Source organism: Streptomyces sp. NPDC127038 (assembly GCF_042725875.1).
Lineage (GTDB): Bacteria > Actinomycetota > Actinomycetes > Streptomycetales > Streptomycetaceae > Streptomyces.
This window is the reverse complement of sequence record NZ_JBHXDQ010000033.1, coordinates 1-24616: the sequence shown is the minus strand read 5'-3', so window position 1 is coordinate 24616 and position 24616 is coordinate 1. Positions and strand designations below refer to the sequence as shown.

At 68.9% G+C, this 24616-nt stretch carries 21 protein-coding genes and 1 tRNA gene; 13 read left to right on the top strand and 9 right to left on the bottom strand.

Annotated elements, in window-relative coordinates:
• Nucleotides 1-14 precede the first annotated feature (14 nt).
• The 4 genes from sigM (at nt 15) to trxA (ending at nt 3237) form a co-directional block, all read left to right on the top strand.
• A complete protein-coding gene (gene sigM, locus ACFWI4_RS22585; RefSeq protein ID WP_387199016.1) occupies nt 15-746 on the top strand; it encodes an RNA polymerase sigma factor SigM in 732 nt (243 codons plus the stop codon).
• Entirely contained in the window at nt 743-1651 is a 909-nt protein-coding gene (locus tag ACFWI4_RS22580) for a hypothetical protein (RefSeq protein ID WP_387199013.1), read from the top strand. Before sigM ends, ACFWI4_RS22580 begins: the two co-directional genes overlap by 4 nt.
• Before the next feature lie 249 nt (nt 1652-1900).
• Complete coding sequence (gene trxB / locus ACFWI4_RS22575) at nt 1901-2860, top strand: thioredoxin-disulfide reductase (RefSeq protein WP_339130444.1); 960 nt, start codon at nt 1901-1903, stop codon at nt 2858-2860.
• A 44-nt stretch (nt 2861-2904) separates the two neighbouring features.
• Nucleotides 2905-3237 carry a thioredoxin gene (trxA, locus tag ACFWI4_RS22570; protein ID WP_387199009.1) on the top strand — a complete coding sequence of 111 codons (333 nt, stop codon included), beginning with the start codon at nt 2905-2907 and terminating at the stop codon, nt 3235-3237.
• A gap of 86 nt (nt 3238-3323) precedes the next feature.
• Here the strand turns inward: trxA and ACFWI4_RS22565 are convergent, their stop codons facing one another.
• From ACFWI4_RS22565 to rpmH, 9 genes are all read right to left on the bottom strand, one after another.
• Nucleotides 3324-3941, bottom strand: a complete 618-nt coding sequence (locus ACFWI4_RS22565; protein ID WP_387199006.1) for a GNAT family N-acetyltransferase — start codon at nt 3939-3941, stop codon at nt 3324-3326.
• A gap of 326 nt (nt 3942-4267) precedes the next feature.
• Nucleotides 4268-5362, bottom strand: a complete 1095-nt coding sequence (locus tag ACFWI4_RS22560; RefSeq protein ID WP_387199003.1) for a ParB/RepB/Spo0J family partition protein — start codon at nt 5360-5362, stop codon at nt 4268-4270.
• Entirely contained in the window at nt 5359-6432 is a 1074-nt protein-coding gene (locus ACFWI4_RS22555) for a ParA family protein (protein ID WP_385397678.1), read from the bottom strand. Before ACFWI4_RS22555 ends, ACFWI4_RS22560 begins: the two co-directional genes overlap by 4 nt.
• A gap of 364 nt (nt 6433-6796) precedes the next feature.
• Complete coding sequence (gene rsmG, locus ACFWI4_RS22550) at nt 6797-7513, bottom strand: 16S rRNA (guanine(527)-N(7))-methyltransferase RsmG (protein ID WP_387199000.1); 717 nt, start codon at nt 7511-7513, stop codon at nt 6797-6799.
• Between the two features lie 118 nt (nt 7514-7631).
• Complete coding sequence (locus ACFWI4_RS22545; protein WP_266760610.1) at nt 7632-8141, bottom strand: R3H domain-containing nucleic acid-binding protein; 510 nt, start codon at nt 8139-8141, stop codon at nt 7632-7634.
• A gap of 15 nt (nt 8142-8156) precedes the next feature.
• The gene (gene yidC / locus ACFWI4_RS22540) at nt 8157-9455 is read right to left on the bottom strand and encodes a membrane protein insertase YidC (RefSeq protein ID WP_387198996.1); all 1299 of its coding nucleotides are present in this window, start codon (nt 9453-9455) and stop codon (nt 8157-8159) included.
• A 3-nt stretch (nt 9456-9458) separates the two neighbouring features.
• Nucleotides 9459-9812: a membrane protein insertion efficiency factor YidD gene (gene yidD, locus ACFWI4_RS22535; RefSeq protein ID WP_339130450.1), complete on the bottom strand. Its 354-nt coding sequence runs from the start codon at nt 9810-9812 to the stop codon at nt 9459-9461.
• Nucleotides 9809-10180, bottom strand: coding sequence for a ribonuclease P protein component (gene rnpA / locus ACFWI4_RS22530; protein WP_385397540.1), 372 nt, complete (start codon nt 10178-10180; stop codon nt 9809-9811). Before rnpA ends, yidD begins: the two co-directional genes overlap by 4 nt.
• Nucleotides 10181-10201: 21 nt before the next feature.
• Nucleotides 10202-10339, bottom strand: a complete 138-nt coding sequence (gene rpmH, locus ACFWI4_RS22525; RefSeq protein WP_006381191.1) for a 50S ribosomal protein L34 — start codon at nt 10337-10339, stop codon at nt 10202-10204.
• Between the two features lie 398 nt (nt 10340-10737).
• Between rpmH and dnaA the strand changes: the two genes are divergently transcribed.
• The 9 genes from dnaA (at nt 10738) to ACFWI4_RS22480 (ending at nt 24453) form a co-directional block, all read left to right on the top strand.
• Entirely contained in the window at nt 10738-12744 is a 2007-nt protein-coding gene (dnaA, locus tag ACFWI4_RS22520) for a chromosomal replication initiator protein DnaA (protein WP_387198992.1), read from the top strand.
• Nucleotides 12745-13797: 1053 nt separating this feature from the next.
• Entirely contained in the window at nt 13798-14928 is a 1131-nt protein-coding gene (dnaN, locus tag ACFWI4_RS22515) for a DNA polymerase III subunit beta (protein ID WP_326786746.1), read from the top strand.
• A gap of 189 nt (nt 14929-15117) precedes the next feature.
• A complete protein-coding gene (gnd, locus tag ACFWI4_RS22510) occupies nt 15118-15993 on the top strand; it encodes a phosphogluconate dehydrogenase (NAD(+)-dependent, decarboxylating) (RefSeq protein ID WP_385397535.1) in 876 nt (291 codons plus the stop codon).
• A 141-nt stretch (nt 15994-16134) separates the two neighbouring features.
• Nucleotides 16135-17259, top strand: coding sequence for a DNA replication/repair protein RecF (recF, locus tag ACFWI4_RS22505; RefSeq protein ID WP_387198989.1), 1125 nt, complete (start codon nt 16135-16137; stop codon nt 17257-17259).
• Entirely contained in the window at nt 17256-17822 is a 567-nt protein-coding gene (locus ACFWI4_RS22500) for a DUF721 domain-containing protein (protein ID WP_387198986.1), read from the top strand. Before recF ends, ACFWI4_RS22500 begins: the two co-directional genes overlap by 4 nt.
• A gap of 1032 nt (nt 17823-18854) precedes the next feature.
• Nucleotides 18855-20918 carry a DNA topoisomerase (ATP-hydrolyzing) subunit B gene (gene gyrB / locus ACFWI4_RS22495; protein ID WP_339130456.1) on the top strand — a complete coding sequence of 688 codons (2064 nt, stop codon included), beginning with the start codon at nt 18855-18857 and terminating at the stop codon, nt 20916-20918.
• Nucleotides 20919-20960: 42 nt separating this feature from the next.
• Nucleotides 20961-23552 (top strand): DNA gyrase subunit A, encoded by a 2592-nt coding sequence (gene gyrA / locus ACFWI4_RS22490; protein ID WP_385397528.1) that lies wholly within the window; start codon nt 20961-20963, stop codon nt 23550-23552.
• 18 nt (nt 23553-23570) lie between these two features.
• On the top strand, nt 23571-24275 hold the full coding sequence (locus ACFWI4_RS22485; RefSeq protein ID WP_387198981.1) for a DUF3566 domain-containing protein: 705 nt from the start codon (nt 23571-23573) through the stop codon (nt 24273-24275).
• Nucleotides 24276-24376: 101 nt separating this feature from the next.
• Nucleotides 24377-24453 (top strand) — tRNA-Ile (locus ACFWI4_RS22480).
• Nucleotides 24454-24616: the final 163 nt, after the last annotated feature.

Sequence of the window (24616 nt, the reverse complement as noted above, 5' to 3'; positions counted from 1 at the left end):
GGGGAGGGGGTCCGATGGCCGATGAAGCCGCGAGCGGTGAGACAAGCGATCAGGACCTCCTGGCCCGCCATGTGGAGGGCGATCCCGAGGCCTTCGGCGAGCTTGTACGGCGTCATCGCGACCGCCTGTGGGCGGTGGCCCTGCGGACGCTGGGAGACCGCGAGGAGGCCGCTGACGCCGTTCAGGACGCCCTCGTCTCCGCCTACCGGGCCGCCCACACCTTCCGGGGCCAGTCGGCCGTCACGACCTGGCTGCACCGCATCACGGTGAACGCCTGCCTGGACCGGGCCCGCAAGGCGGCCTCCAGGAAGACGTCCCCCGTCGACGACACCAAGCGCCTGGAGCAGCTCCTCGAACCCCACGAGTCCGCCGCCGCGCCGGCCGAGCGCAAGGATCTCCACCGTGAGCTCATCGGCGCGCTCGGCACGCTCCCCGCGGACCAGCGCGCCGCCCTCGTCCTGGTGGACATGCAGGGCTATCCCGTGGCGGAGGCCGCCCGCATCCTCGATGTGCCGACCGGCACGGTGAAGAGCCGCTGCGCCCGCGGCAGAGCCAGGCTGCTTCCCCTCCTCGCCCATCTCCGTCCGGAGAAGCCGGGCGAGGAGAAGGCGAAGAAGTCGGGCGATGGACGGAACCGGACGCAGGGGACATCCGTCCCACCCGCAGCGGGACCTCGGTCGTCGGGTCCCCGCGACCCAGGGCCAAGCGATTCAGCTGCTGTGAAAGGCGGAGGTGGGCGGGCGTGACATCCACGACGGACAAGGCCGGGCACCCGGACGTCGCGGAGATCTCCGACCTCACCGAAGGTCTGCTCTCGCCTTCCCGCACCGAGGACGTTCGACAGCACCTCGACGAGTGCACCCTCTGTTCCGAGGTGTACGACTCCCTGGAGGAGATCCGCGGGCTACTCGGCACCCTTCCGGGCCCCGCCCGCATGCCTGACGGTGTCGCTGAACGCATCGACGCCGCCCTTGCCGCGGAAGCCCTGCTGAGCGCCTCGGCTCCCGAGGAGACGGCCGACACCGCCGCCGACCGTGTTCATGTTTCACGTGAAACGTCGACGACCGACGGCCCTGCCGGACATCCGCGCGGTGCCACCGGACCCGGTCGCTCCCATCGTGCACGCCGTGGACGCCGCCGGACGATCCTCCTCACCACGGCCTTCGCGGCCTTGGCGCTGGGCCTGGGAGCGATCCTCGTGCAGTCCCTGGGCGGTGACAGCTCCGGCGGGACGGCTCAGACGGCCAGCCAGGACGCGTCGGGGCTGCCGGGCACCTTCTCCGAGAAGTCGCTGCGCGGTGAGGTCGCCGGCCTTCTCGCGAAGAACAAGGAATCCGGTGAGAGCTCGCCGGGTGCCAAGCCCTGGGGTGTCCAGTCGCAGGACGCGGGAACCGACCCGGGCGATGTGAAGACCCTGATCACCCCGACGCCCGCCGTTCCTCAGTGCGTCGAGCAGGGAACCGGAGACCCCGGGGTACTCCTCGCCGCCAAGAGGGGCACGTTCCAGGGGAAGAGCGTCTACCTCCTCGTGGTGTCGGACGCCTCCGACAGGACGAAGGTCACCGCTTACCTCGTCGACGCCGCCTGTGAGAAGCAGTCCTCGCCGTCACCCGGCAAGCTGCTGCTGACGCGGTCGTACGCGCGTTCCTGAGGCCCCCTGACACGGGGTTCCGATCCACCCGACGCGACCGTCACCGGGCGCCGTGCCCGCCCGCCCTGACGCCTTGTGGCACCAAGGTCCGCCGCTCCGGCATCACTTGGTGTCCGCTTCCGGGACACGGTCACCGTGTGCCCTGACACAGCGGGAATTGAAGCCCCTTAGGATCCGTTGGGTGGGGTGAGAGTACTGAGAGATGCTCCCACCGGTACGCAGCAGTCTCCAGAGACGAGGAATCAAGCCGTGAGCGACGTCCGTAACGTGATCATCATCGGGTCTGGGCCCGCCGGCTACACGGCGGCGCTCTACACCGCGCGCGCGTCGCTGAAGCCGCTGGTCTTCGAAGGCGCCGTCACCGCGGGCGGTGCGCTGATGAACACCACCGAGGTCGAGAACTTCCCCGGCTTCCAGGACGGCATCATGGGCCCGGAGCTCATGGACAACATGCGCGCCCAGGCCGAGCGCTTCGGCGCCGAGCTGGTCCCGGACGATGTCGTCGCCGTCGATCTGACGGGCGAGATCAAGACCGTCACGGACACCGCCGGCACGGTCCACCGCGCCAAGGCCGTGATCGTCACGACCGGCTCGCAGCACCGCAAGCTCGGGCTCCCCAACGAGGACACGCTCTCCGGCCGGGGCGTCTCCTGGTGCGCGACGTGTGACGGCTTCTTCTTCAAGGACCACGACATCGCCGTGATCGGCGGTGGCGACACCGCGATGGAGGAGGCCACCTTCCTCTCGCGCTTCGCCAAGTCCGTCACCATCGTGCACCGCCGGGACAGCCTCCGTGCCTCCAAGGCGATGCAGGAGCGGGCCTTCGCGGACCCGAAGATCAAGTTCGTCTGGGACAGCGAGGTCGCCGAGATCAAGGGCGACCCGAAGCTGGCCGGTCTGACGCTGCGCAACCTCAAGACCGGTGAGACCTCGGAGCTGCCGGTGACCGGTCTGTTCATCGCGATCGGTCACGACCCGCGCACCGAGCTCTTCAAGGGCCAGCTCGACCTGGACGGCGAGGGCTACCTGAAGGTCGCCGCCCCGTCGACCCGCACCAACGTGACGGGCGTCTTCGGTGCCGGTGACGTCGTCGACCACACGTACCGCCAGGCGATCACCGCAGCCGGTACGGGCTGCTCCGCCGCCCTCGACGCCGAGCGCTACCTCGCCGCCCTTGCGGACAGCGAGACCGCGGCCGCCACCGTCTGATCACCCCGTCGTCCCGACCGCAACAACAGATTAAGGAGCCCACAGTGGCCGGCACCCTCAAGAACGTGACCGACGACTCCTTCGACCAGGACGTCCTCAAGAACGACAAGCCCGTCCTGGTGGACTTCTGGGCCGCCTGGTGCGGTCCGTGCCGCCAGATCGCCCCGTCGCTGGAGGCCATCGCCGCGGAGCACGGCGACAAGATCGAGATCGTCAAGCTCAACATCGACGAGAACCCGGCGACGGCCGCCAAGTACGGAGTCATGTCGATCCCGACCCTGAACGTCTACCAGGGTGGCGAGGTCGCCAAGACCATCGTCGGCGCCAAGCCGAAGGCCGCGATCGTGCGCGACCTCGAGGAATTCATCTCCGAGTAGTCACAGACGGCCGCACACGCGGCGCGTGTTTCACGTGAAACACCGATGGGCCGGCCCGAGTGGGCCGGCCCATCGTCGTCTGCCCCTCACAAAGGACGAAGCGCGGGTTCCTTCTGTACCGCTCCGAGGAGCCGGTCCAGCGCCAGTTCCATGTCTTCCTTCCAGGAGAGCGTGGTCCGCAGCTCCAGCCTCAGTCGGGGGTAGCGGGCGTGAGGACGCACGGTCTTGAAGCCCACGGCGACGAGATGGTCGGCGGGAAGCACACAGGCGGGTTCCTTCCACCGCGCGTCCCCGAAGGCCTCGATCGCCCTGAACCCCCGGCGGAGCAGGTCCTTGGCCACTGTCTGGACCATCACCCGTCCCAATCCCTGCCCCTGGTACCCCGGCATGATGAACGAGGTCATGAGCTGAACCGCGTCAGGAGCGACGGGGCTCGTGGGAAAGGCCGTGGAGCGGGGGACATAGGCGGGCGGCGCGTAGAGCACGTAGCCCACTGGCACGTCGTCCACGTAGGCGACCCGGCCGCAGGATCCCCAGTCCAGGAGGACCGAGGAGATCCACGCCTCCTTCTCCAGGGCGCTGGTGCCCGCCTTCAGCGCGGCTTCACCGCGGACAGGATCCAGTTCCCAGAAGACGCACGCACGACAGCGGTTGGGAAGGTCCGGAAGGTTGTCCAGCGTGAGCGGTACGAGCCGGCGCCCCATGAAGGATCTTCCTCGCTTCGTTCGCCCGCGGCGTCACGGGCGGCTGTCAGATGGCTCCGCTCTCTGAGCAGGCTGCCGACGAATCCGCCGACCGCTCCCAGGCCCAGACCTACGGTCACCAGTCCGGTACGGCTCACGGTCTGCATGACCCCCGCCTCCCCGATGAAGGTGCTGCCAGGTGGATCGCCATACCCATCGCATCGTATCCACGATGCGATTCCATCGATACCGCCGAAAAGCAAAGAGCGGGCCGTTTTCCGGCACACACCGGACACGGCCCGCTCCCCCTGGCGGACCGATCGGCATCGGTCCACCAGAACACCTGCTCAGCCTTCGGCGTCCTCGGGGTCGTCGTCCAGAAGGCTCTTCTGAAGGACCGGTCCCTCGCCTGGGGCGAGAGAACCGAGGATGCGCTGAAGGTCGTCCATCGAGGCGAACTCGACGGTGATCTTGCCCTTCTTCTGCCCCAGGTCGACCTTCACCCGGGTCTCGAAGCGGTCCGAGAGACGCGTCGCCAGATCGCTCAGCGCCGGGGAGACCCGGCTGCCGGCCCGCGGGCCCTTGGAGCGCTGAGCCGACTGCGGACGCGATCCCATGAGGGTCACGATCTCCTCGACGGCCCGCACCGAGAGCCCCTCCGCGACGATGCGGTGAGCCAGGCGGTCCTGCTCCTCCGAGTCGTCGACGGCGAGAAGCGCCCGCGCATGGCCCGCGGAGAGGACGCCGGCCGCCACACGGCGCTGAACCGACGGGGAGAGCTTCAGCAGACGCAGGGTGTTGGAGACCTGCGGACGCGACCGTCCGATCCGGTCCGCCAGCTGGTCGTGCGTGCAGTTGAAGTCCTTGAGCAGCTGGTCGTAGGCCGCCGCCTCTTCCAGCGGGTTCAGCTGAGCCCGGTGGAGGTTCTCCAGGAGCGCGTCCAGGAGGAGCTTCTCGTCCTCCGTGGCGCGCACGATCGCGGGAATGGCCTCCAGCCCCGCCTCACGGCAGGCCCGGAACCGGCGCTCTCCCATGATGAGCTCGTAGTGCCCGGAGCCCACCTGACGGACGACGACGGGCTGGAGGAGGCCGACCTCCTTGATGGAGGTCACCAGCTCGGCCAGAGCGTCCTCGTCGAAGATCTCACGCGGCTGGCGCGGGTTCGGCGTGATGGCGTCGAGAGGAAGCTCCGCGAAGTGCGCGCCGACAGGAGCCTGAAGCGTCTCCAGCGAACCGCTCGACGCCCCCTCCTCCGTCTCCTGCGGAACAGAGGCCAGCGTGGTCACCTTGGCCACCGCCACCCCGCGCTCCGCCGTGAGAACGGGGCCGGCGGTCGGCGCGGAGGGGGCTCCGCTCGCCGAACCACCCGGACGCTCACCTGTCGGAGCCGCGGGGATCAGTGCGCCAAGGCCCCGCCCCAGACCCCGTCGTCGGTCGCTCACTGGATCCCCTCCACCATGTTCTGATCGTTCTGTCCGCCCACATGGGCATGTTGCGCGTCGTACGCCACTCCGACTCCTCGCAGGGCGATTTCGCGCGCGGCCTCAAGGTACGAGAGAGCACCGCTCGAACCCGGATCGTAAGTCAGAACCGTCTGTCCGTAGCTCGGGGCCTCCGAAATGCGCACCGATCGCGGAATGCTGGTCCGCAGCACCTCCTTGCCGAAGTGCGTGCGCACCTCCTCCGCGACCTGGGACGCGAGCCGGGTCCGCCCGTCGTACATGGTGAGCAGAATCGTCGAGACGTGGAGTTCGGGATTGAGGTGCCCTCGCACCAGGTCGACGTTGCGCAGGAGCTGTCCCAGGCCTTCGAGTGCGTAGTACTCGCACTGGATCGGGATGAGCACCTCCGCACCGGCGACCAGCGCGTTGACCGTCAGCAGGCCCAGCGACGGCGGGCAGTCGATGAGGACGTAGTCCAGGGGCTGCTCGTACGCCAGGATCGCCCGGTCCAGTCGGCTCTCACGAGCCACCAGCGAGACCAGTTCGATCTCCGCACCGGCGAGATCGATGGTGGCCGGGGCACAGAAGAGCCCCTCGACATCGGGAACCGGCTGAACGACTTCGGAGAGCGGCTTGCTGTCGATCAGTACGTCGTAGATCGATGGGACCTCGGCGTGATGATCGATGCCCAGAGCCGTGGAGGCATTGCCCTGAGGGTCGAGGTCGATCACCAGGACCCGGCCGCCGTGCAGGGCCAGCGAGGCGGCAAGGTTGACCGTGGTCGTGGTCTTACCCACCCCACCCTTCTGGTTGGCGACCACGATGACTCGGGTCTGTTCGGGCCGTGGCAGGCCCTCCCCGGCGCGACCTAGCGCCTCTACAGCCAGTTGGGCAGCACGACCGATAGGAGTGTCGTCCATCGGGGGCGGTGTTTCACGTGAAACATCCTCCCCCATCGACTCGGTACGGGGACCGGGGACCGGATCGGTCATCGGTCCCGCGATGTTGGCGTCGGACCGCAAGGATTCACTCTCCTCGACTTCAGGCTCGCAATGAACAGAGCCTCCCATGCCTTTGGGGTCGCGAACCAGCGAGGCCCGTTGTTCTGTGGAGAAATCCACCTCTGTGGACAACTCCGGGGCCCCTCCGAGTGACCCGAGAGGCCGTCGATCGCGAGGTTCGGCCGCAGCTAGTCCGCGACTGATGATGCCGTGCAACAGGGAGCGACGTTTCACGTGAAACACGATGCCGAGCTACGCAGATCAGCGCGGCGCGACACTCCGATATGTGCAGGTTTGCCAGCTTTTGCGCAATAGGTCGCATCATCGGGAATCGATCCGCCAGGCGTGAGAAACAACTCCTGGATGCGGGCAAAAGAAACTCCCGGTCCCCTCTCCATCGGGACCGGGAGTAGCGACGCTCACATCGACGGGGTCAGCGACGGCGGCGCGTCCGGCCCGTCCGGGCGGCCTTGGCCCGCTTCGCCGCGAAGCGCACGCCTCCGGGGCTCTCGCCGACCTCCACCCGCACCACGGTGGACAGCGGGTCCACGATGCCCTCACCGACCTGGAGGACCGAGGTCTCGACGGCACCGAGCTTGCTGAGCGCCGTGGCGGAAGCCTTCAGCTCCTCCTCGGCCGTGTCGCCCTTGAGGGCCAGCATCTCGCCGTACGGGCGCAGCAGCGGGATGCCCCAGGTGGCCAGCCGGTCGAGGGGCGCGACGGCCCTGGCGGTCACCACGTGCACCGGCTGGAGCTTGCCCATGACCTCCTCGGCGCGGCCGCGCACGACGGTCACATGGTCGAGGCCGAGCATCTCGACGACCTCCGTGAGGAAGTTGGTCCGGCGCAGCAGCGGCTCAAGGAGTGTGATCTTGAGGTCCTCGCGGACGAGCGCCAGGGGGATGCCGGGCAGTCCCGCACCGGAACCGACGTCGCACACGGTCACGCCCTCGGGCACGACCTCGGAGAGCACCGCACAGTTCAGCAGGTGCCGCTCCCAGAGCCGGGGCACCTCGCGCGGGCCGATCAGCCCGCGCTGCACTCCTGCCTCGGCCAGCAGTTCCGCGTACCGGACCGCGTCCGCGAAGCGATCACCGAATACCTCGCGCGCCTGCTCGGGCGCGGGGGGAAGCTCCGCTGCCTCCGTCACGGGGGACCGTCCTTCCGTACCGCTTGAGCGCACTGAGCGCTGATCACCAGGACTATCAGGCTGACAAAATTCGGCCCCGTCTGCGCAACAGACGGGGCCGAAGGAACGCATGTACCGATCAGGCGGGAAGCACGACGACGAAGCGCTGCGGCTCCTCGCCCTCGGACTCGCTGCGCAGACCGGCGGCCTTGACGGCGTCGTGGACGACCTTGCGCTCGAAGGGCGTCATCGGGTCCATCTTGACCGGCTCACCGGAGCTCTTGACCTCGGCGGCGGCCTTGGCGCCCAGCTCGGAGAGCTCTTCGCGCTTCTTGGCCCGGAATCCCGCGATGTCCAGCATCAGCCGGCTGCGGTCCCCGGTCTCCCGGTGCACGGCCAGACGGGTGAGCTCCTGGAGTGCCTCCAGCACCTCGCCGTCGCGGCCGACCAGCTTCTGAAGGTCGCGGCCTCCCGAGTCGCTGATGATCGAGACAGCGGCGCGGTCGGCCTCGACGTCCATGTCGATGTCGCCGTCGAGGTCGGCGATGTCGAGCAGACCTTCGAGGTAGTCCGCCGCGATCTCGCCTTCCTGCTCCAGGCGGGTCAGGGTGTCGCCCTCAGCGGCGGCGGAGGTGGTGCCTTCCGTCACGGGATGGACTCCTTCTTACTTCTTGGACGGGGACTTGGGCCGCTGCGGGCCCTTGCGCTGTCCGGACTGGGCCTTGCTGCGGGTACCGGTGCCGGGCTTGTTGCCGGTGCCGGCGGCCGGCTTCGCGGCGGAGGGCTCGGCGTCCTGCTGCTCGTCGGACTTGCTCAGCGAGGTCTTGGGCTCGGACTCGTCCGACGGCGCACCGCCGGAGGCCCCGCCCGACTGCCGCTGCGCCTTGGACTGGCGCTTGGGCTGCTGACGCTTGGGAGCGGCGGGCGCGGTGGTCGTCGTGGTGCCGTCCTCGGACTCGACGACGACCGCGTTCTCGCCGGTCACCACCAGGCCGTCGGGCTGGGCCACGAGGCCCGCCTTGGTCAGGCTGTTGATGAACTTGCGCTCGAACTCGTTGCGGTCGCGGCCCTTGGCGACGATGGCCTTGACGATGGCCTTCTCGCCGCGTCCACGCGTCTTGCCGTGCGTCGTGACGTGCTTCTGAAGACGCTCGAGGTAAGCGGCCTGAGCCTTCGAACCCGGAGTCGGGTTGTTGCGGATGACGTACATCTGCTGGCCCATGGTCCACACGTTGGTGGTCAGCCAGTAGACGAGGACACCGACCGGGAAGTTGATGCCGAAGACGGCGAACATGACCGGGAAGACGTACATCAGCATCTTCTGCTGCTGCATGAAGGGCGTCTTCACCGTGGTGTCGACGTTCTTCGTCATCAGCTGACGCTGGGTGTAGAACTGCGAGGCCGACATCATCACGATCATGATCGCGGTGACGACGCGGACGTCGGTGAGCGTGGCGCCGAGCTTGGCGACCGTCTCGGCGCTGTCGGTGAACTTCGCCGCGAGCGGGGCACCGAAGATGTGCGCCTTACGGGCGCTGGCGAGCAGCTGATCGTCGATGACGCCGATCGTCGTGCCCGTCGCGATGCCGTTGAGCACGTGGTACAGCGCGAAGAAGAAGGGCGACTGGGCCAGGATGGGAAGGCACGAGGAGAGCGGGTTGGTACCCGTCTCCTTGTACAGCTTCATCATCTCTTCGGACTGGCGCTGCTTGTCGTTCTTGTAGCGCTCCTGGATCTTCTTCATCTCGGGCTGCAGCGTCTGCATCGCCCGAGTGGCCTTGATCTGCTTCACGAAGAGCGGGATCAGGCAGATACGGATCAGGACCACCAAGGACACGATGGACAAGCCCCAGGCCCAGCCGGTGTCGGGACCGAAGATCTTCCCGTACACGGCGTGGAACTGGACGATGACCCAGGAAACAGGTGTCGTGATGAAGCTGAAAAGACTGGCAATCGTGTCCACTAATCAAGCTCCTTGAGCATGGGACGGGGTCTCGGCGGCCGGGCCCGGGGCAGTGGTGTCCCCGGTGGCCGGTTCGGCGGCGGAGGTCCCGCCCTTGCGTGCACGCCAGGCGTTACGCAGCAATTCGTGCCACCGCGGACGCTTGCGCTCCGGAACATGGTCCACACCGCCCAGCGACCACGGATTGCACCGGAGGATGCGCCAGGCGGTGAGTGCCGTTCCCTTGATCGCACCGTGCCGGTCGATGGCTGTGTAGCCGTAGCGGGAGCACGACGGGTAGTACTTGCAGACCGGCCCGAGCAACGGGCTGATCGTCCACTGGTACAGCTTGATGAGTGCAAGCAGTGGGTACTTCATCGCGCGCCCCCTCCCAGGAGCCGCTGGAGAGCGGCATCCAGGTCTCGGGCCAGCTGTTCATGGTCGGCGTCACCCGCACCGGGCAGCGCTCGTACGACTACCAGGCTACCGGGGGGCAAGAGGGCGACTCGGTCGCGCATCAGATGGCGAAGTCTGCGCTTCACCTTGTTGCGTACGACGGCTCCGCCCACGGCCTTGCTCACGACGAAACCCGCACGCGTCGAGGGAGCGCTCTCCCCAGGCGCGTGCGGGTCCGGTGCACCGCTACGTAGATGGACGACGAGAAACGGGCGTCCGGCCCGGCGTCCTCGGCGTACCGCGGTCGCGAAGTCTTCGCGCCGCCTCAGCCGATGCTCGGTAGGCAGCACGAGATCATGACCTGTGAGTAATCAGGCGGACAGGCTGGCGCGACCCTTGCCACGGCGGTTCGCGAGAATCGCGCGGCCGGCACGGGTGCGCATCCGCAGGCGGAAGCCGTGGGTCTTGGCGCGACGACGGTTGTTCGGCTGGAAGGTGCGCTTGCTCACTCGGGGGCTCCAGAAAGAATCGGTGGTGGCGGGGTGCCGTCCTGGCTGTCACCGTGCGCCCACGAGGAAACTCGCATTACGCCCGAGTGCACCGCTTCCCGATCACTCCTCGTGATCTGTGCCCATCGGAGGCAGGCGGCAGCAGCCATCGACAACTCGACCTGGTTACGGTACGCGCGGCTACGCCATCCGGTCAAACCAACCTCCGGCGGGGGACACTATCCACAGGCTGGGGACAACAACTTGAACCGCACCCGTCGCCCTGACTACCGTGGCTGAACTCCGATTCGTTCCCTTCCCGCCGCCCCAGCGGCTTTGTTCCCCCCGCCCCAAGCGACTGACTTCCCAACCTGTTCCCAGAACCACACGTTCGTGGGACCCGTGAGAGAGCGTGCCCCGTGGCTGACGTACCTGCCGATCTTGCCGCAGTGTGGCCACGCGTACTGGAACAACTCCTGGGCGAGGGCCGCGGGCAGGGTGTCGAGGTGAAGGACGAGCACTGGATCAAGCGCTGCCAGCCCCTGGCGCTGGTCGCGGACACCGCTCTGCTCGCCGTCCCGAACGAGTTCGCCAAGAACGTACTCGAAGGCCGTCTCGCCCCGATCGTCAGCGAGACGCTGAGCCGCGAGTGCGGCCGGCCCATCCGGATCGCGATCACCGTCGACGACTCCGCCGGCGAGCCGTCCATGCCCGCCCCGCCCCGCTACGAGGAGCCCGAGCTCCCCGCCGGACCGGGCCAGGGCCGTGACCCGTACGAGAACCAGGGCCGCGACGACCGGGGCGGCTACGACGGCGGCGCCTACGAGGGCGCCCAGTCGCGCGAGGACCGCGGCGGGTACGAGAACCCGTCCCGGGACGACCGCGGCGGCTACGAGGGCGGCCAGGGCCGCGACGACCGCGGACCGTACGAGCCGCTGGGCCGTGACGACCGTGCTCCGTACGACTCGCGCCGCGACGGGTACGAGGGCTACGGCCGCCACCGCGCCGACGACCACCGCGGCGGCCGCGCCGAACCGCTGCCCGGCGCCCCGGGCGACCAGCTGCCGACGGCCCGTCCCGCGTACCCGGACTACCAGCGCCCGGAGCCGGGCGCCTGGCCGCGCCACTCCCAGGACGACTACGGCTGGCAGCAGCAGCGCCTCGGCTTCCCCGAGCGGGACCCGTACGCCTCGCCTCAGCAGGACTACCGGCCCCAGTCGGTGGAGCGCTCGCCGTACGAGCAGCAGCGCCAGGACTACGAGCGCCCCGACCGCCGCGACCCGAACGACACCTCCGACGGCCCCCAGGGTCGCAGGGGCGGCCCCTCCCTGCCGTCCGCGGGCGGCGGCTCCAAGCCGTCGCAGTCGGCGCCGGCACCGGGTCCGGGCGAGCCCACCGCGCGGCTGAACCCGAAGTACCTCTTCGACACGTTCGTGATCGGCGCCTCGAACCGCTTCGCGCACGCCGCCGCCGTGGCCGTCGCCGAGGCGCCGGCGAAGGCGTACAACCCGCTCTTCATCTACGGGGAGTCGGGACTCGGCAAGACGCACCTGCTGCACGCGATCGGGCACTACGCCCGCAGCCTCTACCCGGGGACCCGGGTGCGGTACGTGAGCTCGGAGGAGTTCACCAACGAGTTCATCAACTCCATCCGCGACGGCAAGGGCGACAGCTTCCGCAAGCGGTACCGGGAGATGGACATCCTGCTCGTCGACGACATCCAGTTCCTCGCGGACAAGGAGTCGACGCAGGAGGAGTTCTTCCACACCTTCAACACCCTGCACAACGCGAACAAGCAGATCGTGCTGTCCAGCGACCGGCCGCCCAAGCAGCTGGTCACGCTGGAGGACCGGCTGCGCAACCGCTTCGAGTGGGGTCTGATCACCGACGTCCAGCCGCCCGAGCTGGAGACCCGGATCGCGATCCTGCGCAAGAAGGCGGTGCAGGAGCAGCTCAACGCCCCGCCGGAGGTGCTGGAGTTCATCGCGTCCCGGATCTCGCGGAACATCCGCGAGCTGGAGGGCGCGCTGATCCGGGTGACGGCGTTCGCGTCGCTCAACCGGCAGCCGGTGGACCTCGGTCTGACGGAGATCGTCCTCAAGGACCTGATCCCCGGCGGCGAGGACTCGGCCCCCGAGATCACCGCGACCGCGATCATGGCGGCGACCGCCGACTACTTCGGGCTCACGGTGGACGATCTGTGCGGGTCCTCGCGCAGCCGGGTCCTGGTGACGGCACGCCAGATCGCCATGTACCTGTGCCGTGAGCTCACCGATCTGTCGCTGCCGAAGATCGGCGCGCAGTTCGGCGGCCGCGACCACACGACCGTGATGCACGCCGACCGCAAGATCCGCGCGCTGATGGCCGAGCGCCGTTCCATCTACAACCAGGTCACCGAGCTCACGAACCGCATCAAGAACGGCTGACGGGGGCCGGCCTGCGGCCGTACGCCGTCCGAGGGCGCTCCGGGACATCGTCCCGGGGCGCCCTTCGCCGTTGCCGGGGCGCTGTTCACGGTTCCCGGGCCGCCCCTCGCGATTCCCGGGCCGCCTCTCGCGGGACGCCCCGGCAGGGCTCGGCGAACGCTGCTTCGGGGGCTTCGCGACGCTGTCAGAGGGCCTTCGGGGCGGGGTTCGAGGCCTCCGGAGCCCTGATCCGGGGGTTCCCGCCCCGTTTCCGGCGCTACCGGACCGACATCTGCTGTTCGAATCGGAGCGAGGTTACGGCCACTCTCCACAGATGTGGTGACTTTTTTCCTTCCACATCCTGGGGACTGGGAAGTTGTCCAGATCCTGTCCACAGGCAGCACTGTTGAAAGACCATCAGACCAGGTCAACCGCCTGTGGATTCGTGGACGAAGACTCTCCACAGCCTGTGGACGATGAAAAGATCCACAGGGTGTGCGCAGAGTTGTCCACCGTCGGCCCACAGATCCGAGCCGGTTGTCCCCAGCGATCTCCCGCTTCTCCACATCTCTGTCCACTGTTCGGCAACGCGCCGAGCCATCTCACCGCGTCGAGTGAAAGGCGTCACACCGAGGTGCCGGATTGGCCTGTGGGGAACCGGGGTAAAGCTGGGGACGGCGCTGGGGAGAACTCGCCCCTCGCTGTGGACCGAGTGTGCAGAACTTTTCGCCGTCCACAGATACCCCGGGTTGTCCACCGCCTCCACCCACAGGGTCGGTGGACAAAAAATCGCCTCTGAGCTGCGAAAACGGGGTTATCCACGGTTTCCACAGGCCCTACTACTAAGACCAACTAGAGAGAGCCTGGGAATCGTTTCGAAGTGGGGGCTGTGCACAACTTGCCCTCGGACGCTCGACCGCCGCCCGGCACGACTTGACCCCGAGGGGCAACGACTGTCAGCGCGGTGCGTCAGACTGGTCCCCGGTGTCCTTCCCCCCAGCGGTCGGAACGACACCGGTCAGACGACGAAGGCCAGCAGGGCGAGAGCGCCGGCAACAGACGGAGGCGGCAACGGTGAAGATCCGGGTGGAACGCGACGTACTCGCGGAGGCAGTGGCCTGGGCGGCACGCAGCCTCCCGGCCCGTCCGCCGGCTCCTGTCCTCGCCGGCCTCCTGCTGAAGGCCGAGGAGGGCGCTCTGAGCCTCTCCAGCTTCGACTACGAGGTCTCGGCCCGGGTCTCCGTGGACGCGGAGATCGACGAGGAGGGCACGGTCCTCGTGTCCGGCCGCCTCCTCGCCGACATCTGCCGCGCCCTCCCCAACCGGCCGGTGGAGATTTCCACAGACGGTGTACGGGCGACCGTGGTCTGCGGCTCCTCGCGCTTCACCCTCCACACCCTGCCCGTGGAGGAGTACCCGGCACTTCCCCAGATGCCGTCGGCGACCGGCACGGTCCCCGGTGAGGTCTTCGCCTCCGCCGCCGCCCAGGTGGCCATCGCCGCCGGGCGCGACGACACGCTTCCCGTGCTCACCGGTGTGCGCATCGAGATCGAGGGCGACAAGGTCACCCTGGCCTCCACCGACCGCTACCGCTTCGCGGTCCGCGAGTTCCTGTGGAAGCCGGAGAACCCCGAGGCGTCCGCGGTCGCCCTGGTGCCCGCCAAGACGCTCCTGGACACCGCCAAGGCCCTCACGGGCGGCGACAGCGTGATCCTGGCGCTGTCCGGCTCCGGCGCGGGCGAGGGCCTGATCGGCTTCGAGGGCGCCGGCCGCCGCACGACCACCCGTCTGCTCGAAGGCGACCTGCCGAAGTACCGCTCGCTGTTCCCGACGGAGTTCAACTCCATCGCCGTGATCGAGACCGCCCCCTTCGTGGAGGCCGTCAAGCGTGTGGCCCTGGTCGCCGAGCGCAACACCCCCGTGCGGCTGAGCTTCGAGCAGGGCGTGCTGATCCTGGAGGCCGGGTCCAGCGACGACGCACAGGCTGTGGAAAGGGTCGACGCCCAGCTGGAGGGCGACGACGTCTCGATCGCCTTCAACCCGACGTTCCTGCTCGACGGCCTCAGCGCCATCGACTCGCCGGTGGCCCAGCTCTCCTTCACGACGTCCACGAAGCCGGCGCTGCTCAGCGGCAAGCCCGCCGTCGACGCCGAGGCGGACGAGGCCTACAAGTACCTGATCATGCCGGTGCGCCTCTCCGGCTGACCCCGGAGCCCGCCGGTCCACGGGACCGGCGGGCGCACCGCGGGCTGGGCATACGTCTGAGCGGTTGTGTCCACAGATGTGCGTGAGTTCCCCCGGTGCCCGAAAGGCGTGGGTGGTACCCCCCGGTTTAGGCTCGGACCAGGTACGAGAGTGCCCTCACGCCACGTCGCAACCCCTAAGGAACAACTGATGGAGCTCGGTCTCGTCGGCCTCGGCAAGATGGGCGGCAACATGCGCGAGCGGATCCGCCGCGCAGGCCACACCGTCATCGGATACGACCGCAATCCGGACCTCGCCGATGTCCACAGCCTGGAAGAACTTGTGGGCAAGCTCAAGGGCCCGCGCGTGGTGTGGGTGATGGTCCCCGCGGGCGCGGCGACCCAGTCCACCATCGACGAGCTGGCCGCCCTGCTGGAGCCCGGCGACGTCGTCGTGGACGGCGGGAACTCGCGCTGGACGGACGACGAGAAGCACGCCGTCGAGCTGGGCATCAAGGGCATCGGCTTCGTCGACTGCGGTGTCTCCGGCGGCGTCTGGGGCCTGGAGAACGGCTACGCGCTCATGTACGGCGGCCACGCCGAGCACGTCGCCGCGGTGCAGCCGATCTTCGACGCGCTCAAGCCCGAGGGCGACTTCGGAGCGGTGCACGCCGGCAAGGTCGGCGCGGGCCACTTCGCGAAGATGGTTCACAACGGCATCGAGTACGCGATGATGCAGGCCTACGCCGAGGGCTGGGAACTGCTGGAGAAGGTCGACTCCGTCACGGACGTGCGCGAGGTCTTCCGTTCCTGGCAGGAGGGCACGGTCATCCGTTCCTGGCTGCTCGACCTCGCCGTCAACGCGCTGGACGAGGACGAGCACCTGGAGAAGCTCAAGGGCTTCGCGCAGGACTCCGGCGAGGGCCGGTGGACCGTCGAGGCCGCCATCGACCACTCGGTGCCGCTGCCCGCCATCACCGCGTCGCTCTTCGCCCGCTTCGCCTCGCGGCAGGACGACTCGCCGCAGATGAAGATGATCGCGGCGCTGCGCAACCAGTTCGGCGGCCACGCCGTCGAGAAGGCCTGATCGACGCCCCGGGTTCTCCGCACCCGGGGTGACCCGGTTGTCCACAGCCGGGGGAAGAAGCTGAGGACCGGGGTCCGCGAGGACCCCGGTGAGAACCCGCAACACCGGAAACACCACGCTGGGGGAGGTCGGCGAACGACCATGCACGTCACGCATCTGTCGCTGGCCGACTACCGCTCGTACGCCCGGGTCGAGGTCCCGCTCGAACCGGGCGTCACCGCGTTCGTGGGGCCCAACGGACAGGGCAAGACGAACCTGGTCGAGGCCGTCGGCTATCTCGCGACCCTCGGCAGCCACCGCGTCTCCTCGGACGCGCCGCTGGTCCGCATGGGCGCCGACCGCGCGATCATCCGGGCCAACGTCCGCCAGGGCGAGCGCCAGCAGCTCATCGAGCTGGAGCTGAACCCCGGCCGGGCCAATCGCGCCCGCATCAACAGGTCCTCGCAGGTCAGACCCCGTGATGTGCTCGGCATCGTACGAACGGTCCTGTTCGCGCCCGAGGACCTCGCCCTGATCAAGGGCGACCCCGGGGAGCGCCGCCGGTTCCTCGACGAACTGATCACCGCCCGCTCCCCGCGCATGGCGGGCGTCCGCTCCGACTACGACCGCGTCCTCAAACAGCGCAACACCCTGCTGAAGTCGGCCGCGCTGGCCCGCAGGCACGGCGGCCGCACCATGGACCTGTCCACCCTCGACGTGTGGGACCAGCACCTCGCGCGCGTGGGGGCCGAGCTGATGGCCCAGCGGCTCGACCTGGTCGCCGCGATCCAGCCGCTGGCCGACAAGGCCTACGAGCAGCTGGCGCCCGGGGGCGGGCCGCTCGCCCTGGAGTACAAGGCGTCCTCGCCCGGCGTCGTGGGCCACGCACGCGAGGAGCTGTACGGACAGCTCATGGCCGCCATGGAGGAGGCCCGCAAGCCGGAGATCGAACGCGGGGTGACCCTCGTGGGGCCGCACCGGGACGAACTGCTCCTCAAGCTCGGCCAGCTCCCCGCCAAGGGCTACGCCTCGCACGGGGAGTCCTGGTCGTACGCGCTCGCGCTGCGCCTCGCCTCGTACGACCTGCTCAAGGCCGAGGGCAACGAGCCGGTGCTCGTCCTCGACGACGTCTTCGCGGAGCTGGACAGCCGCCGACGTGAACGCCTCGCGGAGCTGGTCGCCCCCGGCGAGCAGGTGCTCGTGACGGCGGCCGTGGACGACGACGTACCGGACGTCCTGACCGGGACGCGGTACGCCGTGTCCGAAGGCACGGTGGAGCGGCTGTGACGGAGAACACATCGGGAGCCGGCGCCGAGGGCGCCGCGCCGCGCAAGAAGACCCCGGAGCCGTCCGGTGTCGACCTCGCGCGGGTGGCGCTGCGTGCCGCGAAGGAACAGGCCCGCGCGCGCGGGGACGCCGCCCAGCAGAAGAAGCAGGCGCGGCGCGGCGGCGGACTGCGCTCCGGTTCGGGCGCCGACGGCCGCGACCCCATGGCGCTCGGTTCCGCCATCAACAGGCTGCTCACCGAACGCGGCTGGGAGACCCCGGCCGCGGTGGGCGGGGTGATGGGCCGCTGGCCGCAGATCGTCGGCGACGACCTGGCCAAGCACTGCGTCCCGCTGCGCTACGACGACGACCCGGCGGAGCGGGTGCTGACCGTGCAGTGCGACTCGACCGCCTGGGCGACCCAGCTGCGCCTGCTGGCACCGCAGCTGGTCGCGCGGCTGAACCAGGACCTCGGCCACGGCACGGTGCGCCTGATCAAGGTCCAGGGGCCGACGGGCCCGCCGCGCCGCTACGGGCCGCTGCGCGCACCGGGCAGCACGGGCCCCGGCGACACCTACGGCTGACCGGGCCGCCGGTCACCGAGCAGGTCGGCGGACGTCGCCCAGCCCGCGGTGACCCGCCCTCACGGCCCTGCCCGACGGCAACCCCGCGGCCCTGCCCGACGGCAACTCCGCGGCCCTGGGCGCGGGCACCTGCGGGAACGGCCTGAGGCTCCTCCCGCGCGGGAGGCAGGCGGGCCCGCGCCCAGTGAGCTCTCTGCCCGTGCCGAGGAGCAGCCTCCCGTACCCCGAGGGCACGCGCGCGGTGCCTCCGGACAACCTCGCGACGCTCGCCGGCACCCCCGGCCCCCACAAGCGCCGCGGAGCCGATCGCGCCGCTCCTCTTCGTGCCCGCGGCCCGGCCGGACCTTCCCTGCCCGATGACCGGAGCCCCGCCGACGGCTCCGCGGGACCGGCACCGCCCGAAATCGAGGGACTGATTCCGGCCGTCGTCGCAGACGTGACCGAAGCGTGTCAGGTCCGGGTCCGCGGTGCGTTCCGGTGCCGGCCCGCGCGCACGGCGGCCGATCGCCGCCCCACCGGACCCCTCACCGATCCCACCCGCGCGTGACCCCCTGTTCCCCCGCACCCTCGAACGCGGTCCACCGCGGGCCGGTCCGCCCCGTGCCACCCCCTGCCCCGCGCTTCGGGAAAACCTTGATATCCGCTGGTCAGAGCCATGCGGGAGGGTGCCTGGAGCCGGTCTTCGAAGCCCGCCGGAACCGCGCCCGGCGGACTTCGGCCGACCGGTTCGGGTGACCGCGAGCGACGGCGGACGGCCGCGCGGCGGGACGGCGGCCGAGGGTTGACACCCGGAAGCGCTGAGTGCCGCTGTAAGCCTCTTTGGGCCCGGGTCCGCATATGGGGAGTCGGGCGAGACCGGTTCAGGGCGGCACATGCGGACTCAGGTACCGGCAAACCCCCATCACTGTCAGCGCTACCGGTAGACTGGAAGCTAATCCCGCCCCACTAGTGGGACGCACCGAGCAACGCTGACTAAGGCTTACCAACGCAACACGCCGCAGCCGCTCCGGCCACCCGCCGGGAGTTCGGCTTGTGCTGTGCCAGAAAGGGCGCTTCGTGGCCGATTCCGGCAACCCCAACGAGAACATCCCGTCCACCGACGCCGGCGCGAACGGCGAGGTCACATCCTCGTACGACGCCAGTGCCATCACCGTCCTCGAGGGTCTGGACGCGGTCCGCAAGCGACCTGGCATGTACATCGGCTCGACCGGTGAGCGTGGACTCCACCACCTCGTGTACGAGGTGGTGGACAACTCGGTCGACGAGGCGCTGGCAGGCCACGCGGACACGATCGAGATCACGATCCTGCCGGACGGCGGCGTGCGCGTCGTCGACAACGGCCGCGGCATCCCGGTGGGCATCGTCGCCTCCGAGGGCAAGCCCGCCCTCGAGGTCGTGCTGACCGTGCTGCACGCGGGCGGCAAGTTCGGCGGCGGCGGCTACGCGGTCTCCGGCGGTCTGCACGGCGTCGGCGTCTCCGTCGTCAACGCCCTGTCGAGCAAGGTCTCGGTCGAGGTCAGGACCGACGGCCACCGCTGGACGCAGGACTACAAGATGGGCGTCCCGACGGCCCCGCTGGCCCAGCACGAGGCGATCGCGGACACCGGCACCTCGGTCACCTTCTGGGCCGACGCCGACATCTTCGAGACCACGGAGTACTCCTTCGAGACGCTCTCGCGGCGCTTCCAGGAGATGGCGTTCCTCAACAAGGGCCTGACGATCAAGCTCACGGACGAGCGCGACTCCGCGAAGGCCACCGCCGGCGCGGACGAGGCGGGCGCCGACGAGAAGGACGAGGTCAAGACCGTCACGTACCACTACGAAGGCGGCATCGTCGACTTCGTGAAGTACCTGAACTCCCGCAAGGGGGAGGCGGTCCACCCCACCGTCATCGACCTGGAGGCGGAGGACAAGGACAAGAGCCTGTCCCTCGAGGTCGCGATGCAGTGGAACAGCGGCTACAGCGAGGGCGTGTACTCCTTCGCCAACATCATCCACACCCACGAGGGCGGTACGCACGAGGAGGGCTTCCGTGCGGCGCTGACCTCGCTCATCAACAAGTACGCGCGCGACAAGAAGCTGCTCCGCGAGAAGGACGACAACCTCACGGGCGACGACATCCGCGAGGGTCTGACCGCGATCATCTCGGTCAAGCTGAGCGAGCCGCAGTTCGAGGGCCAGACCAAGACCAAGCTGGGCAACACGGAGGCCAAGACCTTCGTCCAGAAGGCGGTCTACGAGCACCTGAACGACTGGCTGGACCGCAACCCGAACGAGGCCGCGGACATCATCCGCAAGTCGATCCAGGCGGCCACCGCGCGCGTCGCGGCCCGCAAGGCGCGTGACCTCACCCGCCGCAAGGGCCTGCTGGAGTCGGCGTCCCTGCCGGGCAAGCTCTCCGACTGCCAGTCGAACGACCCCACCAAGTGCGAGATCTTCATCGTCGAGGGTGACTCCGCCGGTGGCTCGGCCAAGTCCGGCCGCAACCCGCAGTACCAGGCGATCCTCCCGATCCGCGGAAAGATCCTCAACGTCGAGAAGGCGCGGATCGACAAGATCCTGCAGAACCAGGAGATCCAGGCACTGATCTCCGCCTTCGGCACCGGAGTCCACGAGGACTTCGACATCGAGAAGCTCCGCTATCACAAGATCATTCTGATGGCGGACGCCGACGTCGACGGCCAGCACATCAACACCCTGCTGCTGACCTTCCTGTTCCGCTTCATGCGGCCCCTGGTCGAGGCCGGGCACGTGTTCCTCTCCCGCCCGCCGCTCTACAAGATCAAGTGGGGCCGGGACGACTTCGAGTACGCGTACTCGGACCGCGAGCGCGACGCGCTCATCGAGCTCGGCCGCCAGGCCGGCAAGCGCGTCCGCGAGGACTCGATCCAGCGCTTCAAGGGTCTCGGTGAGATGAACGCCGAGGAACTGCGCATCACGACCATGGACCAGGAGCACCGCGTGCTCGGCCAGGTCACCCTCGACGACGCCGCCCAGGCCGACGACCTGTTCTCGGTCCTCATGGGCGAGGACGTCGAGGCGCGCCGCGCGTTCATCCAGCGCAATGCCAAGGACGTCCGCTTCCTCGACATCTGAGTCGGTCTCAGCTGACCGCGTCAGAAAGGATCTTCACCAGCAATGACCGACGAGAACACTCCGAGCACTCCTGAAGAGGGCGATTCCGTCCTGCGGATCGAGCCCGTCGGGCTCGAGACCGAGATGCAGCGCTCGTACCTCGACTACGCGATGTCCGTCATCGTCTCGCGTGCGCTGCCCGACGTGCGGGACGGCCTCAAGCCCGTCCACCGCCGGGTCCTGTACGCCATGTACGACGGCGGCTACCGGCCCGAGAAGGGCTTCTACAAGTGCGCCCGCGTCGTCGGCGACGTCATGGGCAACTACCACCCGCACGGCGACTCCTCGATCTACGACGCGCTGGTCCGCCTCGCGCAGCCGTGGTCGATGCGCATGCCGCTGGTGGACTCCAACGGCAACTTCGGATCTCCCGGCAACGACCCGGCGGCCGCGATGCGGTACACCGAGTGCAAGATGATGCCGCTGTCCATGGAGATGGTCCGCGACATCGACGAGGAGACCGTCGACTTCACGGACAACTACGACGGCCGCTCCCAGGAGCCGACCGTCCTGCCGGCCCGCTTCCCGAACCTGCTGATCAACGGTTCCGCCGGTATCGCGGTCGGCATGGCGACCAACATCCCGCCGCACAACCTGCGCGAGGTCGCGGCCGGTGCCCAGTGGTACCTGGAGAACCCGGAGGCCTCGCACGAGGAGCTCCTGGACGCCCTCATCGAGCGCATCAAGGGCCCGGACTTCCCGAGCGGCGCGCTCGTCGTGGGCCGCAAGGGCATCGAGGAGGCGTACCGCACGGGCCGCGGCTCCATCACGATGCGCGCGGTCGTCGAGGTCGAGGAGATCCAGAACCGCCAGTGCCTGGTGGTCACCGAACTCCCCTACCAGGTCAACCCCGACAACCTCGCCCAGAAGATCGCCGACCTGGTCAAGGACGGCAAGGTCGGCGGCATCGCGGACGTCCGGGACGAGACCAGCTCCCGTACCGGCCAGCGGCTCGTGATCGTCCTCAAGCGGGACGCCGTCGCCAAGGTCGTCCTGAACAACCTGTACAAGCACACCGACCTCCAGACGAACTTCGGCGCGAACATGCTGGCGCTCGTCGACGGCGTGCCGCGCACGCTGTCCCTGGACGCGTTCATCCGCCACTGGGTGACGCACCAGATCGAGGTCATCGTCCGCCGTACGAAGTTCCGGCTGCGCAAGGCCGAGGAGCGCGCGCACATCCTGCGCGGCCTCCTGAAGGCCCTGGACGCCATCGACGAGGTCATCGCGCTCATCCGGCGCAGTGACACCGTGGAGATCGCGCGCGAGGGCCTCATGGGCCTCCTGGAGATCGACGAGATCCAGGCCAACGCGATCCTCGAGATGCAGCTGCGCCGGCTGGCCGCCCTGGAGCGTCAGAAGATCATCCAGGAGCACGACGAGCTCCAGGCCAAGATCCGCGAGTACAACGAGATCCTCGCCTCGCCGGTGCGCCAGCGCGCCATCATCAGCGAGGAGCTCGCCGCGATCGTCGAGAAGTTCGGCGACGACCGCCGCTCCAAGCTGGTGCCCTTCGACGGTGACATGTCCATCGAGGACCTGATCGCCGAAGAGGACATCGTCGTCACCATCACGCGCGGCGGCTACATCAAGCGCACCAAGACCGAGGACTACCGCTCGCAGAAGCGCGGCGGCAAGGGCGTCCGCGGCACGAAGCTGAAGCAGGACGACATCGTCGACCACTTCTTCGTGTCGACGACGCACCACTGGCTGCTGTTCTTCACGAACAAGGGCCGGGTCTACCGCGCGAAGGCCTACGAGCTCCCCGACGCCGGCCGTGACGCGCGTGGACAGCACGTCGCCAACCTGCTGGCCTTCCAGCCGGACGAGGCGATCGCCGAGATCCTCGCGATCCGCGACTACGAGGCGGCGCCCTACCTGGTGCTCGCCACCAAGGGCGGACTGGTCAAGAAGACACCGCTCAAGGATTACGATTCGCCCCGCTCCGGCGGTGTCATCGCGATCAACCTGCGCGAGACCGAGGACGGATCCGACGACGAACTGATCGGAGCCGAACTCGTCTCGGCCGAGGACGATCTGCTGCTGATCAGCAAGAAGGCCCAGTCGATCAGGTTCACCGCGACGGACGACGCGTTGCGGCCGATGGGCCGTGCGACCTCGGGCGTCAAGGGCATGAGCTTCCGCGAGAGCGACGAGCTCCTCTCGATGAATGTTGTTCGACCCGGTACGTTCGTGTTCACTGCCACGGACGGCGGGTACGCGAAGCGGACCGCCGTCGACGAGTACCGCGTCCAGGGTCGCGGCGGCCTCGGCATCAAGGCCGCCAAGATCGTCGAGGACCGCGGTTCTCTCGTCGGCGCGCTGGTGGTCGAGGAGACCGACGAGATCCTCGCCATCACGCTGTCCGGCGGTGTGATTCGTACGCGAGTCAACGAGGTCAGGGAGACGGGCCGTGACACCATGGGCGTCCAACTGATCAACCTGGGCAAGCGCGATGCCGTCGTCGGTATCGCTCGTAACGCCGAGGCCGGCCGTGAGGCGGAGGAGGTCGACGGCGACGATGCCGTGGACGAGACCGCCGAGGGCGTCGAGGCCGTCGGTACGGAAGAGGGCGAGCCGTCCTCGGCCGAGTAGCGCGAGGAGTGAGTCGTCGTGAGTGGAGCCACGGGCGCCGGATCGACCGGTACGGAAACGGACGGCGGCCGTGGCACCGCCATCGACGGGAACGACTCCCATGACTCTCATGGATCCCAGGGGGGAACTGTGACGGACACCCGAGGCCAGCAGGCCCAGCAGCACGCGGGCGGGCAGGCGGCCCCGGTCGCTCCGGGCAGCCCGCCGGCCGCACCGGCGGCGGCATCGCCGCTGCCGGGCGAGCGGCCGGGGCAGCAGCCCGCACAGCCGTATCACCCGCCGCAGGCGTACCCGGCGCAGCCGCCGGCGGGCGCCGTCCGTCGGCCCCGCACGGGCGCGCGCACGACGCCGCGGGTGCGCAAGGCGCGGCTGCGGGTGGCGAAGGCCGACCCGTGGTCGGTGATGAAGGTCAGCTTCCTGCTCTCCATCGCGCTCGGCATCTGCACGATCGTGGCGGCCGCTGTGCTGTGGATGGTCATGGACGCGATGGGCGTCTTCTCGACGGTCGGCGGCACGATCTCCGAGGCGACCGGGTCGAACGAGTCCAACGGCTTCGACCTCCAGTCGTTCCTCTCGCTCCCGCACGTCCTGATCTTCACGTCCGTCATCGCGGTCATCGACGTGGTCCTCGCGACCGCGCTGGCGACCCTCGGCGCGTTCATCTACAACCTCTCCGCCGGCTTCGTCGGCGGTGTGGAGCTGACCCTCGCAGAGGACGAGTGAGGGCGCGTCCAAACGCCCTCCGGGTATCGATTTTGGGACTGGCCGCGTCGTGCGCTAATCTTCAGAGGTCAGCGCGCGGGACACACACCGCAAAGCGCGGCGGGGCTATAGCTCAGTTGGTTAGAGCGCATCCCTGATAAGGATGAGGCCACAGGTTCAAATCCTGTTAGCCCCACCAGTTCGAAGGCCCCCGACCGTCACGGTCGGGGGCCTTCGGCGTTCCCGGCATCCGTCCCCGGCCCACGAGCGGTCGTCCGGACGTCATGCCGAAGGCCCCGGGGGGGGGTGGAGGCCGCCGCCGGGTTTTACGCGGGGGGATTGTACGCATAGGGCGCCAGGTT